The organism is Bacillus sp. FSL P4-0248, from assembly GCF_038593305.1.
In the GTDB taxonomy this organism is placed as follows: domain Bacteria; phylum Bacillota; class Bacilli; order Bacillales; family Bacillaceae; genus Bacillus; species Bacillus safensis.
This window is the reverse complement of record NZ_CP151983.1, coordinates 2124752-2139726: the sequence shown is the minus strand read 5'-3', so window position 1 is coordinate 2139726 and position 14975 is coordinate 2124752. Positions and strand designations below refer to the sequence as shown.

Sequence of the window (14975 nt, the reverse complement as noted above, 5' to 3'; positions counted from 1 at the left end):
ATCATTATGATCAATGAAAAACGCTTACTAGATGAATTTTTAGAATTAGTTCAGATTGATTCAGAAACAAAACACGAAGAGAAAATTGTTGAAGTCCTAAAAGAAAAATTCTCGCAGCTTGGTCTAAAAGTGGTTGAAGACGATTCAAAAGCGGTAACAGGCCACGGCGCAGGCAACCTTGTCTGCACATTAGAAGGAAATCAAGAGGCAGATACGATTTATTTCACTTCTCATATGGATACAGTTGTACCGGGGAATGGCGTAAAACCAGTCATTGAGGACGGCTATGTGAAAACAGATGGAACAACGATTCTTGGCGCTGACGATAAAACAGGACTTGCTGCTATGTTTGAGGCGATCCGCGTGCTGAAAGAGAAAAATTTACCGCATGGAACAATTGAATTTGTGATCACAGCAGGTGAAGAATCAGGACTTGTTGGAGCAAAAGCGTTAGATCCGAATTTGATGACAGCGAAATACGGCTATGCCCTTGATTCAGATGGCAAGGTTGGTACGATTATCGTAGCTGCACCAACACAGGCAAAAGTACGCGCAACGATTTACGGAAAAACTGCTCACGCAGGTGTCGCGCCAGAAAAAGGTGTGTCTGCGATTACCATTGCATCAAAAGCAATTGCCAGCATGCCGCTTGGCCGGATTGATGAAGAAACAACGGCGAATATCGGCCGTTTTGAAGGCGGAACACAAACGAATATTGTGTGCGATCAAGTCGATATTTTGGCGGAAGCACGCTCTTTAGAACCAGCAAAAATGGAAGCTCAAGTAGCGAAGATGAAAGAAGCCTTTGAAAAAACCGCTAAAGAAATGGGCGGAAGTGCCGATGTACAAATTGACATCATGTATCCAGGCTTCAAATTCTCACACGGCGATCAAGTCGTAGAAGTGGCGAAAAAAGCGGCAGCAAAAATTGGCCGTCCTTCAGAACTGCAGACGAGCGGCGGAGGCAGTGATGCAAACGTCATTGCAGGCAACGGCGTCCCAACTGTCAACCTAGCTGTTGGATATGAAGATATTCATACGAAAAATGAGAAAATGCCGATTGAAGAATTAGTCAAAACAGCTGAAATGGTTCTCGCCATTATCGAAGAAACGACAAATCCATCGTAAAGGCAGGAGACTCTGTGAGCACGCAAAAGATTATTATTTTTCAGGTGGGACAAGAGGAGTTTGGCATCAGTGTAGAGCATATTCGTTCGATTGAAAAGGTCCCTTACTTACAAGAAGTATCGAATCTTCCAAAAGAAATTAAAGGCCTGATGTCATTAAGAGGAGAGGTCATTCCTGTCAGTGATACAGGCGTGATGCTTCACGGAAAGCCTCTTGATGTGAACGAGCAGTCAAAGGTGCTGTTATTTGAAGTTAACGATCAAATGATTGGCTGTCTTGTCTCAGATGCAAAAGATATCATCGATATCGAGCAGAGCGAGATCAAGCCATTTCATATGAACACGAAGGCCTCTGAATATTTCTTCGGCGTTGTGGAGAGAGAAAACAAAATGATTTTACAAGTGGACCCAAATAAGTTCCTTGGGAAAATTGAGGACCTCGATCAATTGCCAGACCGGTTGAAAGAAGAGTTGGCATAATGAAAAGCCCCTTATCTAAAGATAAGGGGTTTATTTTTATTCAGCAGCTGGTTTGGCTTGTTCGTTAGCCGCAGCTTTCGTTTTTGATTTTTGGTACATGACATTTAAAATAATCGTTTGAATCGTGAGTAGTAGTCCGCTTGTCATCCAGTATAAAGGAAGAGCAGCGGGTGCATTAATTGAAAGAAACAGCATCATGATTGGGAAAATCATGCCCATTACTTTCGCTTGCTTCAGCGCAGCCTCTGTCTGGGTGCCTGATTGCTTTGCATATTTTTGCGTGACATAAAATTGCAAGAAATACATAGCCCCTGCAAAGACTGCCACCAATAAATCGGTTTGTCCTAAGTTAAACCATAAGAACGTATGAGTTGCGATCTCAGGTGTTGAGCGGATCGCTGAGTAAAAGCCAAGAACAATTGGAATTTGAATCAGCATAGGCAGACAGCCCATTGCCAGCGGGTTCACATTGTTCTCTTTATATACTTTCATCATTTCCATTTGCAGTTCTTTTTGTTTTTCAGGATCTTTCGTTTTCTTCAATTTGCTTTGTATTTGGTCAATCTGAGGTTTCACCAGTGCCATTTTTTCCTGCATGACTCTTTGCTTCTTAAATTGATTCGCAAAAAGCGGGAAAATCAGCAGGCGGACAATCAAGGTGACGAACATAATGGATAAACCATAATCATCATGGAAAAAGTTCGCAAGCCAAATGATCAGCTCAGAAAAAGGCTGAACAAAATAATGATGGAAAAACCCATCAGAGCTCGTATTCGTTTGCGCACTCGCTGCAAATGCAGGTGACGCAATCATCATCAAACATAAAGTCGTAAAAACAGTCAATAAACGTTTCAATTCGTTTCCTCCTCATGATTAAAAAATTTAATTAGTGAGAGGAAGCGAATGGTCTTCATCATCATTAGATGATCTTTTCATTCGAATGACTTTACTAATCCAAGTTGTAATGCGATCATATATGATAAACAGAAAGTCTGTTCGATTCAAGCAAGATGCGTCCAACTCTTCCAAACGATGTCCACCAAGGTGTTCGTTCATACGGCAGTCTTTTAGTAAAAACGCAATGCCGATGGCCGTCAGCGCTGGAAGAATAATCGTAAAGAATTCAACAAGGAAAAAGACTTCATTGAATGTATCAATAATCATGATTATCACATCCATTTCATTACTCACAGTGTACTATACACATGGTTAAATGTCTAACAGAACCACGTGTTTTCTCTATTAAATAAAATTCCTTATTTTGTATAAAATAGTAAATGTCATCCAAACTTCATATTTCCTATCCTATAATGAGGGGGATGAAAAGAAATGGAGGTTTTGAATATGACAAGTATTTACCCAAAGTTTCGAGCAGCTGCGGTACAAGCAGCACCTGTCTACTTAAATTTGGAAGCAACCGTTGAGAAATCATGTGAACTGATCGACGAGGCAGCTTCAAATGGTGCAAAGCTTGTGGCATTCCCAGAAGCATTTTTACCTGGTTATCCTTGGTTTGCTTTTATTGGTCATCCAGAATACACAAGAAAGTTCTATCATGAATTATATAAAAATGCAGTTGAAATCCCTAGCTTAGCCATTCAAAAAATCAGTGAGGCAGCAAAAAGAAATGAAACGTACGTTTGTATATCATGCAGTGAAAAAGATGGCGGATCTCTCTATTTAGCTCAGCTTTGGTTTAATCCGAATGGGGATTTAATTGGAAAACATCGGAAAATGAGAGCTTCTGTAGCAGAAAGACTCATTTGGGGGGACGGAAGTGGAAGTATGATGCCGGTGTTTCAAACTGACATTGGAAACCTTGGCGGATTAATGTGCTGGGAGCATCAAGTTCCACTTGATCTTATGGCGATGAATGCCCAAAATGAGCAGGTACATGTAGCCTCTTGGCCAGGTTATTTTGACGATGAAATTTCAAGCAGATATTATGCCATCGCGACACAGACATTTGTGCTGATGACTTCATCTATATATACGGAAGAAATGAAAGAGATGATTTGCTTAACGCAGGAGCAAAGAGATTACTTTGAAACATTTAAGAGCGGGCATACGTGCATTTACGGGCCGGATGGGGAACCGATCAGTGATATGGTTCCAGCTGAAACGGAAGGAATTGCTTACGCTGAAATTGATGTAGAAAGAGTCATTGATTACAAGTATTATATTGATCCGGCTGGACACTACTCCAATCAAAGTTTGAGTATGAATTTTAATCAACAGCCCACTTCGGTTGTGAAACAATTATATCCTCAAAAAAATGAAGTATTCACATATGAGGACATTCAATATCAACATGGTATACTTGAAGAAAAAGTGTAAATGAACGTGAAACCTAGCGCGCAGACAAACCCTCGCATTCGGTGTCAGTCCTGCGCTCCGATGCTCGTCCTTCCTAGGGCTGCCAAGGTTTTTGATCACGCTGAAAAGAAGACAAAGGGCTAAAATCAAGATCATTTTAACCCTTTGTCAACAATCTGGAACCTTCTCTTTTTTAGAGAAGGTTTTTTTGAGGAAAGATGAAATAAATCAATGTATAATTGAGCATAAAAGGGATCCATCATGTTTGATATATGAGGAAACAGCTGATCAAAATACAGGTAGACAAGAAAATGGGGTTATGCCAATGTCAAATATTATTTTTCATATAGACATGAATGCTTTTTATGCCAATGTAGAAATGGCGTATGATCCTTCTTTGCGGGGGAAACCTTTAGCCATCAGCGGAAATGCAAAAGAGCGTAAAGGGATTGTTGTGACGTGCAGCTACGAGGCAAGAGCACTAGGTGTGAAGCCCCCGATGCCCTTATGGGAGGCGAAGCGGCTATGTCCGGGACTCATTGTCCGCACACCGAACTTTGACCGATACCGCAGCTCCTCACAAGAGATGTTTACAATACTAAGAGAATACAGTGATTTAGTCGAACCTGTATCGATTGATGAGGGCTATATTGATTTAACGCATACACCATATGCCGAGCATGCGGTAAAAACGGCTCATGATATTCAAACAAGGCTTGTAGAGGAGCTGATGCTACCTTCAAGTATCGGCATTGCACCGAATAAATTTTTAGCGAAAATGGCGTCTAATTGGAAAAAGCCAATGGGCATCACCATATTGCGTAAACGAGATGTTCCGAACATGCTCTGGCCGCTCCCTGCTGGTGATATGCACGGGGTTGGACAAAAAACGGCAGATAAATTAAAAAAAATCGGAATTCATACCATTGAAGACTTAGCGAAAGCGAATGAGTATACGCTAAAAGAATTGCTTGGCATTAATGGACCGAGATTAAAGCAAAAGGCGAATGGTGAACATGACGGCATCGTGGATCCAGAAAGAATATACGAATTTAAATCCGTCGGCAATTCATCCACTCTGCCTCATGATTCGGATGATTCAGATGAACTTGTCACGTTAATTGATAAGCTGTCACAATCTGTGAGTGCAAGGTTAAGGAGAAAAGAAGTAATGGCAAATCGTCTGCTCATCATGATTCGGTATGCAAGCTGGAAAAATATCACGCGAAGTGTCATGCTTACGAATCCAACGGATCGAAAGGAAGATATATTTGAAGCGGCAAAGCAGTTATTCCTTAAACATTGGAATGACCAGCCAGTGAGGCTCTTAGGTGTGACGGGGACAGACCTTGTCGAACGAAAAGCAGCAGTTAAACAGCTTGATTTATTTTCATATACAGAAGATGCAAAAGAAGAGCCTCTCCAAACCATTTTAGATGGACTGAAAGAAAAATATGGAAAGTCATTGGTGCAAAGAGGGATCACCATTAAGGAAAAAGAGAGCAAAACAAGCGGGACAAGTTTTAATAAAGATTTTTTTCAGGACGAAAGAGGAAATGACTAGCCTGAAAACTTGATAAAAGAGGTGATGTTGTGGTAATTTCAAAGGGTACATCATTTCAGCAGTAATCAATATAGTGTGTTAGAAGGGACGTCAGAATTATGTCAAAACAACAAATCGGTGTGGTTGGACTAGCCGTTATGGGGAAAAACCTTGCCCTCAATATTGAAAGCCGCGGTTTCTCCGTATCCGTTTATAACAGATCTAGCAGCAAAACAGAAGAGTTTCTTCAAGAAGCAGAAGGAAAAAACGTTGTTGGCACATACAGCATCGAAGAATTTGTTCAGTCGCTTGAAACACCGCGTAAAATTCTTTTAATGGTAAAAGCTGGTGCAGCAACAGATGCAACCATTCAATCATTACTTCCTCACCTAGAGAAAGGTGACATTTTAATTGATGGTGGAAATACATATTACAAGGATACACAAAGACGTAACCAAGAGCTTGCAGAGAGTGGTATTCACTTCATTGGTACAGGTGTTTCTGGCGGTGAAGAAGGCGCGCTAAAAGGCCCTTCCATCATGCCAGGCGGTCAAAAAGAAGCGCATGAGCTAGTGAAACCAATCTTAGAAGCGATCTCTGCGAAAGTAGATGGCGAGCCTTGTACAACGTATATCGGCCCAGATGGAGCAGGACATTATGTCAAAATGGTTCATAACGGTATCGAGTACGGAGATATGCAATTGATCTCTGAATCATACTTTATCTTGAAGCATGTTGCTGGTTTGTCAGCAGCGGAGCTTCATGAAGTATTCTCAGAGTGGAATAAAGGCGAGCTTGACAGCTATTTAATCGAAATTACAGCTGACATTTTCACAAAAGTGGATGAAGAAACAAACCAGCCGCTTGTGGATGTGATCTTAGATAAAGCTGGTCAAAAAGGAACTGGAAAATGGACAAGCAAAAGCTCACTTGATCTAGGTGTCCCGCTTCCAATCATTACTGAGTCTGTTTTTGCGCGCTACATTTCTGCAATGAAAGATGAGCGTGTGGAAGCAAGTCAATTGATCGAAGGTCCTGAGCCAGCGCAATCAGCTGAGAATAAACAAGAGCTGATCGAAGCGGTTAGAAAAGCCCTATTCATGAGTAAAATCTGCTCTTACGCACAAGGCTTTGCGCAAATGAAAGCAGCGTCTGATGAATATAACTGGGATTTAAAATACGGTGAAATTGCGATGATCTTCCGCGGCGGATGTATCATTCGTGCAGCCTTCTTACAACAAATTAAAGAAGCATATGACCGTAATCCTGAACTGAAAAACCTATTGCTTGATCCATACTTTAAGGATATTGCTCAAAACTATCAATCATCACTTCGTAAAGTCATTTCACTTGCAGTGGAACAAGGAGTTCCTGTTCCTTCATTCTCAAGTGCACTTGCTTACTTTGATAGCTATCGCACAGCTGTCCTTCCAGCGAATTTAATTCAAGCACAGCGTGACTATTTCGGTGCACATACTTATGAGCGCACAGATAAAGAAGGCGTATTCCATACTGAATGGATGAAATAAATAGAGAACGACTGAAAAACCTTACCTTTGGTAAGGTTTTTTTGTTTGTATCTTTTCGGCTAAAAATGTGAAAAAGAGGGATGCTATGTAAAAAAGACAAGAAAGTAGGGATAGAAGTGGGCATTTTATATGCACTTCTCCCAGCGATATTTTGGGGAAGTATTGTTCTCATCAGTGTCAAACTAGGCGGGAATGCGTATCAGCAAACCCTCGGCATTACGCTCGGCGCATTTTTATTTTCGATTGCAGCGTTTTTCATCAAAATGCCAGAGCTGACACCGCTTATTTTTGCGGTTTCCGTCATTTCAGGCATCTTCTGGAGTATTGGACAAATGAATCAGCTTTCAAGTGTTGCTTTTCTCGGTGTATCTAAAGCGGTTCCTTTATCAACGGGCATGCAGCTTGTGAGCACAACGCTATTTGGTGTCATGGTCTTCAAAGAATGGCAGACGATGACGGTCATACTCATTGGTTCTTGCGCCATTTTACTGATCATTGCAGGTGTTGTGATGACATCGCTCGGTCAAAAAAAGAATGGCGGCGGGGATGGCAGAGGCAATTTTAAAAAAGGGATCATTATTCTGCTCATCTCAACCGTTGGCTACGTCGGATATGTCGTTATTTTAAGATGGTTTGATATTGATGGCTGGTCTGCACTTGTCCCGCAATCCGTCGGCATGCTGCTTTCATCCTTAGCGATTAGTTTAAAGCAGGACCCATTTAGTAAATATACGTTTAGAAATATCATTGCCGGTCTTGTTTGGTCAACAGGAAATCTTGGTCTGCTTTTGGCCATTCCATTAATCGGCGTAGCCGTAAGCTTTTCGATGTCACAAACAGGGATTGTTATCTCAACACTAGGCGGCATTTACTTATTAAAAGAGAAAGCATCTAGAACAAGCTTTGTCATTGCAGGCTGCTTGATGATTATTGCAGGCGGTGTACTGCTAGGCTTTACAAAATAGGAGGTTACACGAATGTATCCAGATTTAGAAGGAAAAACAGTTCTGATAACAGGTGCAGGTACAGGGATTGGTCAAGCGATGGCCCGCCGATTTGGACAAGAAAAAGCCAATGTGGTGATCAATTACTTCTCCGATAAAGAAAATCCGGATGAAACCATTGCAGATATTCAAAAACATGGCGGACAGGCTGTGAAAATCAAGGGAGACGTATCAAAGGAAGAGGATATGCAGGCGATGATTGATAAAGCTGTTGATACATTTGGCAGTCTTGATGTGATGATCAATAACGCAGGCATTGAAAATGAAGTACCCTCTACAGAAATGACGCTGGATAATTGGAACAAAGTAATGTCTACCAATTTAACAGGCATGTTTCTAGGGTGCCGTGATGCACTGAAGTATATGACAGACCATGGGATAGAAGGCTCGATCATTAATATGTCGTCGGTTCATCAGCAAATTCCTTGGCCTCATTTTGTCCATTATGCAGCTAGTAAAGGAGGCGCAAAGCTTTTGACAGAAACATTGGCGCTTGAATATGCCCCTAAAAAAATCCGTGTAAACAGTATTGCACCAGGCGCCATTGATACCCCGATTAATGCGGAGAAATTCGATGATCCAGCATTGAAAAAAGGCGTGATTGAGCTGATTCCAATCGGTTATATTGGAAAGCCGGAAGAAGTGGCAGCATGTGCTGTCTGGCTGGCATCAAAAGAGGCGAGCTATGTCACAGGCCTGACGTTATATGTAGACGGCGGCATGACAAAGTATCCTGGGTTCCAGGCAGGAAAAGGATAAGACAATGAAGACAAATCAGCGTGTAGACAAACCCTCGCATTCGGTGTCAGGTCTGCGCTCCGGTGCTCACGAATGTCAAATTCGCTCCGCACCTGTGCTCGTCCTTCCTAGGGCTGCAAAGGTTTTCTATCAGGCTGAAAAGAAGACAAAGGGCTAAAATCAAGCATTTTAGCCCTTTGTCAACAATCTGAACGAGCGTAAAATAAGCTCTTTTTTATATTAAATACAGACAAATGAAATTTAATGTCTAGACATTTAAAAATAAAATTATATAATATTAATTGGAAGCGCTTTTATTACAACAATGGGGTGAGAGAAATGAAACGTATTTTATTAGCATGCAGTTCGGGAATGTCTACGAGTTTACTAGTGACAAAGATGAAAGCACATGCCGATTCAATCGGGGACGAAGCAGAAATTTGGGCAGTTGGTCAAGATCAAGCAAAAAAAGAAATGGCGAATGCAGATGTTGTGTTAATCGGACCGCAAATGAGCTTTTTAAAAGGAGACCTTCAAAAAGAAGCAACAAAATACGGGATTGAGGTAGAGGTCATTGATATGCAGGCATACGGGCTTGCCGATGGACAAAAAGCGTATGAACAGGCACTTACATTGATGGGGGAATCTTAAAGGATGGAAAAGAAAACACTCGAAGGGCTCACGGAGGAACAAGTGAGCTTTCAATTGATCTTACACAGCGGGAATGCACGCAGCAAATTGCTTCAGGCTCTTAAACAATATCGAGAAGGTCTAGAAGAAGAAGCTTTTGGTCTTATGAAAGAAGCGGAAGAAGATTTACGGCTTGCACATGACATCCATTTTCAACTCGTGCAGAAAGAGGCAGGCGGAGAAAGGGCATCCTTTTCCTTACTGCTCATGCATGCTGAAGATCACTTAATGTCGACCATTACCATCAAGGAGCTTGTGGGAGAGCTCCTGCCGATATTCCAATCGCTTAAACAATAAAGGGTGTAAACAAGGGGGGAAACCAATGTTTGATAAAATAAGTGCCATTTTGGTTCCGATTGCTGGGAGATTGAACAACAACCGCTATTTAGGCGTTTTACGTGATGCCTTTATGCTTGCGTTCCCGCTCACCATCTTTGGTTCCATTATGGTTGTGCTGATGAATTTGCCATTTTTAGATAAAATCATGAGTAAAACCGTACTGGAAGGCGTCCAGTCTGCACTGAATATCGCACCGAGTGCGACCATCAGCATTATGAGTGTGTTTGTTGTATTTGGGATCGGCTACTATTTATCAAAAAGCTATGATGTAGAAGCTGTCTTTGGCGGCGTGATTGCTTTAGCCTCTTTCTTGCTTCTAACTCCATTTTTACTAGAACAAGAAGGCGGTGCAACGATTGCAGGCGTTATCCCAGTTGATCGTTTAGGTGCAAAGGGGATGTTCCTAGGAATGATCACAGGCTTTTTGTCTGCTGAAATTTATCGTTATTTTGTCCAGAAGAAATTTGTGATCAATATGCCGCAAGGGGTTCCGCCAGCTGTTTCCAAGTCTTTTGCTGCACTGATCCCGGCTACTTTGACACTTACAACCTTTTTATTTATTAATATCATCATTACACAAGGCTTCAAAACAAATATGCATGATTTGATTTATCATGCCATTCAGGCGCCGCTTGTCGGTCTTGGAAGCGGTATTATTCCGACGTTGATCGCTGTTTTCTTTATACAAATTCTTTGGTTCTTTGGGCTCCATGGCCAAATTATTATCAACTCTGTCATGGATCCGATTTGGAATACATTGTCCATACAAAACCTAGAAAGCTATACAAAAACAGGTGAGGTTCCTAATATCATCAGCAAGCAGTTTATTGAAATTTATACGGTTGGAATGGGTGGAACCGGTATGACGCTTGCTGTTGTGTTTACGATTTTAATTTTCCTGAAAAGTAAGCAATTAAAACAAGTAGCCAAGCTTGGCTTAGGACCAGGATTATTTAACGTCAATGAACCGATTATCTTCGGTTTACCGATTGTCATGAATCCGCTTATTCTCATTCCGTGGATTTTGGCGCCAATGGTCATTACATGTATTACTTATTTTGCGATGGCATCAGGCATTGTACCGCCGCCGACAGGCGTGAATATCCCATGGACAGTACCGATCTTTATTAGCGGAATGATGGCAACAAATTCATTAGCGGGCGGTCTGCTTCAGCTGTTTAACCTAATGATTGTGTTTGTCATTTGGTTCCCGTTCCTGAAGTTTATTGACCGTATGAATGTGAAAAATGAAAAAATAACGACAACAGAAAAAACGAAGGCAGCAAATATCAAAGGCGAAGGAGACTCAATACATGTCGATGGAAACTAACAAGCAATCATATACATTCCCAGAAGGTTTCTGGTGGGGATCTTCTGCTTCTGCGACGCAAACAGAAGGGAGCGTCCCCGGCGATGGAAAGGGACCGAACATTTGGGATCATTGGTTTGAACAAGAGCCGACTCGTTTTTTTGATGGCGTAGGGCCGAACGTGACATCCCAATTTTATCGAAAATATAAAGAGGATATCCGTCTCATGAAAGAAATTGGCCACAATTCATTTCGGCTGTCGATTTCATGGTCACGCCTCTTACCTGAAGGAACAGGTGCCGTCAATGAAGAAGCGGTGTCTTTTTACAATGATGTGATCAATGAACTGATTGCACATGATATCGAGCCATTTGTGAACCTATACCATTTCGATATGCCAATGGCGCTTCAGGAGAAGGGCGGCTGGGTGAACAGACAGGTGGTCGACGACTATGTCAGCTATGCGGCATTATGCTTCCAATTATTTGGTGACCGGGTGAAAAAATGGTTTACCCATAACGAACCGATTGTGCCTGTAGAAGGCGGATATATGTATAGCTTTCATTATCCAAACGAAGTCGATTTCCAAAAGGCTGTACAGGTCGGTTTTCATGAACTTTTATCAAATGCGAAGGCGATTGCGGCTTATAAAAAGCTGCAGCAAGGCGGTAAGATTGGCATCATCCTAAACCTGACTCCTTCGTACCCGCGAAGCCAGCATCCGCGCGATGTAGAAGCAGCAGAGATGGCCGATGCTTTCTTTAACCGTTCCTTCTTAGATCCTGCGGTGAAGGGGCATTTCCCGGAAAAGCTAGTAGAAGTCTTAAAAAAAGAAGGCTTTATGCCAAGTATGGAAGAAGGGGACCTTGAGCTCATTCGAGAGAATACGATTGATCTTCTTGGCATCAACTATTATCAGCCAAGAAGAGTGAAAGCGAAAGAGCATATGCCGCACCCTCAAGCACCATTTATGCCGAACCATTATTTTGATTCTTTTGAGATGCCGGGAAGAAAAATGAATGTGTATCGAGGCTGGGAAATCTATGAAAAGGGCATTTATGACATATTGAAAAAAGTCCAAACAGACTATGATAATATTGAATGTTTTATTTCTGAAAATGGCATGGGTGTCGAAGGAGAAGAGCGGTTTAAGGATGAAGAAGGAATGATTCATGACGATTACCGCATTGACTTTATTTCTGAGCATCTCAAATGGGTTCATCGAGCCATTCAAGAAGGAAGCAATGTGAAAGGCTATCATCTATGGACCTTTATGGACAACTGGTCCTGGTCGAATGCATATAAAAATCGTTATGGATTTGTCTCAGTCGATCTTCAAAAAGACGGGAAACGAACGATTAAGAAAAGCGGATACTGGTTTCAATCCGTTTCAAAGAATAACGGTTTTTAATCAAAATACTTGCTCTTTCCTTGAAAAGAGCAGGTATTTTTCTTATGTGACGGGAAGTGGATGAAACAAAAATGGCTGGCACCTTTTAAGCTCACATCCCTTAGTGTAAAATGAGAGGAAGGCTAAAAAACGCCATATTTCCATCTAGAATAAAGCGCTATGAAAAAACAAGTCAGTTGGTGGTGTGAGATGAAGAAGTATGAACTCATTTCAGAAGAAATCAGAAAACGAATAGGAACAGCATATTATCCAGAAGATCAACCCATTCCAGATGAGAACTCGCTTGCCGCCGAATTTCAATGCAGCAGAATGACAATGAAACGTGCGCTCGATCTTCTCGTTGCAGAAGGTCTGCTCTTTAGAAAAAGAGGCCACGGTACATTTATTGTAAAGGCAGCGCTCAATCAAGGGGCAATCAATGTATCAGGCCATGAAAATAAAGGGTTCACAAAAGTCATGGCAGATAAAAACGTCACGACTCAAATCATTCATTTTGATGTCCATTTTCCAAGCGAAGAGGTGGCAGCCCATCTATCTATTGACTCAACCACACCTATTTATGATATCATCCGGCTCCGTCTTGTGGATGAAGAGCCTTATGTATTAGAAAAAACGTTTATGCCTGTTAATCTCATTAAGGGCATAGATGAAGAAGTTCTACTGGGTTCTATCTATGGCTACATTTCAAATCAGCTTCATCTAAAAATAGCAGGAGCGCACAAGAAAATTAGAGCGGCTAAATCAGATCAGCTGGATCAGCAGTATTTAGGGTGTGACCCCACAGATCCTGTGCTTGAAGTCGAGCAGGTTGCTTATTTAAACGCAGGGCAGCCGTTTGAATATTCATTTAGCCATCATCGCTATGATAAATTTGACTTTTCAACGGTTGAAATAACGAAAACAGGACGTTAAAAAAAGAGCAGAACCCCCAAGGGAGACTGCTCTTTTTTCATATGATTTTATATATTCCACCAATGGTATCCATCTTTTTCTAGAAGCTCATCAGCTTCTTTCGGTCCCATAGAACCAGCAGGATAGTTTGGTTTTAATGTTTTGCTTTCTGCCCATTTCTCAGAAATCGGATCAACAAAGTTCCAAGAAAGTGCCACTTCATCCCAGTGAGCAAAGTTTGTCGCATCGCCTAGCAAGCAGTCATGAATCAGCTTTTCATATGCTTCTGGTGTATTCATGATGTCGTTATAGTTTGTTTGGTAGTCGAGCTTAATCGGTTTCGCATATGTGCCGCCATCCAGCTTGCGAGCATTTAAGTGAAGGGTGATGCCTTCATCTGGCTGAATATGAATGACGAGTAAGTTTGGATGCATGGCATTTCCGTTTCCATAGTACAGGTTCATGGGAATGTCTTTAAATTGAACCACGATTTGAGTAGATTTCTTTTCTAACCGTTTTCCTGTCCGAATGTAAAATGGCACCCCGGCCCATCTAAAGTTATCAATCAGCAGTTTCCCTGCCACAAATGTTTCTGTGTTTGAGTTCGGGTCAACATTTTGCTCTTCCAGATAAGAAGGAACGACATTGCCATTCATCGTACCAGTATCATACTGACCGCGGACAAAGAATTGATCGACCTCATCTTTAGAGAAAGGACGAAGAGCGCGCAGTGCTTTCCGTTTTTCGCTGCGGATTTCCTCTGTATTCAGTTTAATTGGCGGCTCCATTGCTAAAAGGGCAACCATTTGAAGCATATGGTTTTGGACCATATCTCTTAGTGCACCAGAATTTTCGTAATATCGAGCCCGGTCTTCAACCCCTAAGGATTCACTGGATGTAATTTGAATGTTTGAAATATAGCGGTTTGTCCAAAGTGGTTCAAAGATGGCATTTGCAAAGCGAATGACTTCAATGTTTTGAACCATTTGTTTACCAAGGTAGTGGTCAATACGATAAATTTGATCTTCTGTGAATGCATCACGAATTTCTTCATTTAATGTCTTGGCACTTGGCAGATCGTGCCCAAATGGCTTTTCAATGACAAGTCGTGACCAGCCGGTTGTTTCTGATACGCCCTCACTCTTTAGGAACTTCGCAATCGTTCCGAAAAATTCCGGTGCCATAGCTAAATAGAACATGCGGTTATTTGGAATACTGTACGTATCTTCAAGGCCTGTTAAAAGCGTGTTTAGCGATTGATAGGAAGCAGGGCTTGATACGTCAAAATCGTGATAATAGAAATGTGAAATGAATTCCTCTGTTTTCGCTTCTGCATCATCAGAAGAAACAGATTCCTTTACCACAGCTCTGAGGTCCTCATGAGACCACGGGCGGCGTCCAACTCCGACAACAGCGAATTGATCACCTAGCTTTCCGCTTTGGTAAAGTCTATGTATAGAAGGGTAGAGCTTGCGTTTGGCAAGGTCTCCTGTTGCGCCAAAAATGACAATGACTGCTTTAGGGTTGTTAGTTTCTGTATTCACGAGAAGTACCTCACTTTATTCGTAGCATTGTTGTAAAAACCGAGAATGTATGTA

Annotated in this window: 15 protein-coding genes; 12 read left to right on the top strand and 3 right to left on the bottom strand. The window is 41.7% G+C overall.

Annotation, left to right across the window (positions count from 1 at the left end; genetic code table 11):
* Positions 1-6 precede the first annotated feature (6 nt).
* Both NST65_RS10835 and NST65_RS10830 read left to right on the top strand, forming a co-directional pair.
* The gene (locus NST65_RS10835) at positions 7-1128 is read left to right on the top strand and encodes a tripeptidase T (RefSeq protein ID WP_041117918.1); all 1122 of its coding nucleotides are present in this window, start codon (positions 7-9) and stop codon (positions 1126-1128) included.
* A 14-nt stretch (positions 1129-1142) separates the two neighbouring features.
* The gene (locus NST65_RS10830; protein WP_024422912.1) at positions 1143-1607 is read left to right on the top strand and encodes a chemotaxis protein CheW; all 465 of its coding nucleotides are present in this window, start codon (positions 1143-1145) and stop codon (positions 1605-1607) included.
* Between the two features lie 36 nt (positions 1608-1643).
* On the opposite strand, the gene NST65_RS10825 is transcribed toward NST65_RS10830, so the two are convergent.
* Together NST65_RS10825 and NST65_RS10820 are read right to left on the bottom strand one after the other, a co-directional pair.
* Positions 1644-2423: a membrane protein insertase YidC gene (locus tag NST65_RS10825; protein ID WP_046312291.1), complete on the bottom strand. Its 780-nt coding sequence runs from the start codon at positions 2421-2423 to the stop codon at positions 1644-1646.
* A 66-nt stretch (positions 2424-2489) separates the two neighbouring features.
* Complete coding sequence (locus NST65_RS10820; RefSeq protein WP_024422910.1) at positions 2490-2771, bottom strand: hypothetical protein; 282 nt, start codon at positions 2769-2771, stop codon at positions 2490-2492.
* A gap of 180 nt (positions 2772-2951) precedes the next feature.
* Here NST65_RS10820 and NST65_RS10815 point away from each other — a divergent pair, with 180 nt between their 5' ends.
* The 10 genes from NST65_RS10815 (at position 2952) to NST65_RS10770 (ending at position 13398) form a co-directional block, all read left to right on the top strand.
* On the top strand, positions 2952-3944 hold the full coding sequence (locus tag NST65_RS10815; protein WP_046312289.1) for a carbon-nitrogen hydrolase family protein: 993 nt from the start codon (positions 2952-2954) through the stop codon (positions 3942-3944).
* Positions 3945-4242: 298 nt separating this feature from the next.
* Positions 4243-5487 (top strand): DNA polymerase IV, encoded by a 1245-nt coding sequence (locus NST65_RS10810; protein ID WP_034280775.1) that lies wholly within the window; start codon positions 4243-4245, stop codon positions 5485-5487.
* 98 nt (positions 5488-5585) lie between these two features.
* On the top strand, positions 5586-6995 hold the full coding sequence (gene gndA / locus NST65_RS10805; protein WP_034280291.1) for an NADP-dependent phosphogluconate dehydrogenase: 1410 nt from the start codon (positions 5586-5588) through the stop codon (positions 6993-6995).
* 116 nt (positions 6996-7111) lie between these two features.
* A complete protein-coding gene (locus tag NST65_RS10800; protein WP_034280777.1) occupies positions 7112-7960 on the top strand; it encodes a GRP family sugar transporter in 849 nt (282 codons plus the stop codon).
* 12 nt (positions 7961-7972) lie between these two features.
* Positions 7973-8758 carry an SDR family oxidoreductase gene (locus tag NST65_RS10795; RefSeq protein WP_034280292.1) on the top strand — a complete coding sequence of 262 codons (786 nt, stop codon included), beginning with the start codon at positions 7973-7975 and terminating at the stop codon, positions 8756-8758.
* A 318-nt stretch (positions 8759-9076) separates the two neighbouring features.
* Positions 9077-9388, top strand: coding sequence for a PTS sugar transporter subunit IIB (locus NST65_RS10790; RefSeq protein WP_024422905.1), 312 nt, complete (start codon positions 9077-9079; stop codon positions 9386-9388).
* Between the two features lie 3 nt (positions 9389-9391).
* A complete protein-coding gene (locus NST65_RS10785; RefSeq protein WP_041109730.1) occupies positions 9392-9724 on the top strand; it encodes a PTS lactose/cellobiose transporter subunit IIA in 333 nt (110 codons plus the stop codon).
* A 25-nt stretch (positions 9725-9749) separates the two neighbouring features.
* A complete protein-coding gene (gene celB / locus NST65_RS10780) occupies positions 9750-11096 on the top strand; it encodes a PTS cellobiose transporter subunit IIC (RefSeq protein ID WP_034280299.1) in 1347 nt (448 codons plus the stop codon).
* Positions 11080-12486 (top strand): glycoside hydrolase family 1 protein, encoded by a 1407-nt coding sequence (locus NST65_RS10775; RefSeq protein ID WP_046311709.1) that lies wholly within the window; start codon positions 11080-11082, stop codon positions 12484-12486. The genes celB and NST65_RS10775 overlap by 17 nt, the downstream gene beginning before the upstream one ends.
* A gap of 189 nt (positions 12487-12675) precedes the next feature.
* Positions 12676-13398, top strand: coding sequence for a GntR family transcriptional regulator (locus NST65_RS10770; RefSeq protein ID WP_041117910.1), 723 nt, complete (start codon positions 12676-12678; stop codon positions 13396-13398).
* Between the two features lie 47 nt (positions 13399-13445).
* Here NST65_RS10770 and zwf read toward each other — a convergent pair whose 3' ends face one another.
* The gene (gene zwf, locus NST65_RS10765) at positions 13446-14921 is read right to left on the bottom strand and encodes a glucose-6-phosphate dehydrogenase (protein ID WP_046311707.1); all 1476 of its coding nucleotides are present in this window, start codon (positions 14919-14921) and stop codon (positions 13446-13448) included.
* Positions 14922-14975: the final 54 nt, after the last annotated feature.

Excerpts from the sequence above, each read along its gene's own strand:
- gndA (WP_034280291.1), top strand. The coding sequence starts at position 5,586 with ATGTCAAAACAACAAATCGGTGTGGTTGGACTAGCCGTTATGGGGAAA.
- NST65_RS10795 (WP_034280292.1), top strand. The coding sequence starts at position 7,973 with ATGTATCCAGATTTAGAAGGAAAAACAGTTCTGATAACAGGTGCAGGT.
- celB (WP_034280299.1), top strand. The coding sequence starts at position 9,750 with ATGTTTGATAAAATAAGTGCCATTTTGGTTCCGATTGCTGGGAGATTG.
- NST65_RS10810 (WP_034280775.1), top strand. The coding sequence starts at position 4,243 with ATGCCAATGTCAAATATTATTTTTCATATAGACATGAATGCTTTTTAT.
- NST65_RS10815 (WP_046312289.1), top strand. The coding sequence starts at position 2,952 with ATGACAAGTATTTACCCAAAGTTTCGAGCAGCTGCGGTACAAGCAGCA.
- NST65_RS10770 (WP_041117910.1), top strand. The coding sequence starts at position 12,676 with ATGAAGAAGTATGAACTCATTTCAGAAGAAATCAGAAAACGAATAGGA.
- NST65_RS10820 (WP_024422910.1), bottom strand. The coding sequence starts at position 2,771 with ATGATTATTGATACATTCAATGAAGTCTTTTTCCTTGTTGAATTCTTT.
- NST65_RS10775 (WP_046311709.1), top strand. The coding sequence starts at position 11,080 with ATGTCGATGGAAACTAACAAGCAATCATATACATTCCCAGAAGGTTTC.
- NST65_RS10835 (WP_041117918.1), top strand. The coding sequence starts at position 7 with ATGATCAATGAAAAACGCTTACTAGATGAATTTTTAGAATTAGTTCAG.
- NST65_RS10825 (WP_046312291.1), bottom strand. The coding sequence starts at position 2,423 with ATGATGATTGCGTCACCTGCATTTGCAGCGAGTGCGCAAACGAATACG.
- NST65_RS10790 (WP_024422905.1), top strand. The coding sequence starts at position 9,077 with ATGAAACGTATTTTATTAGCATGCAGTTCGGGAATGTCTACGAGTTTA.
- NST65_RS10785 (WP_041109730.1), top strand. The coding sequence starts at position 9,392 with ATGGAAAAGAAAACACTCGAAGGGCTCACGGAGGAACAAGTGAGCTTT.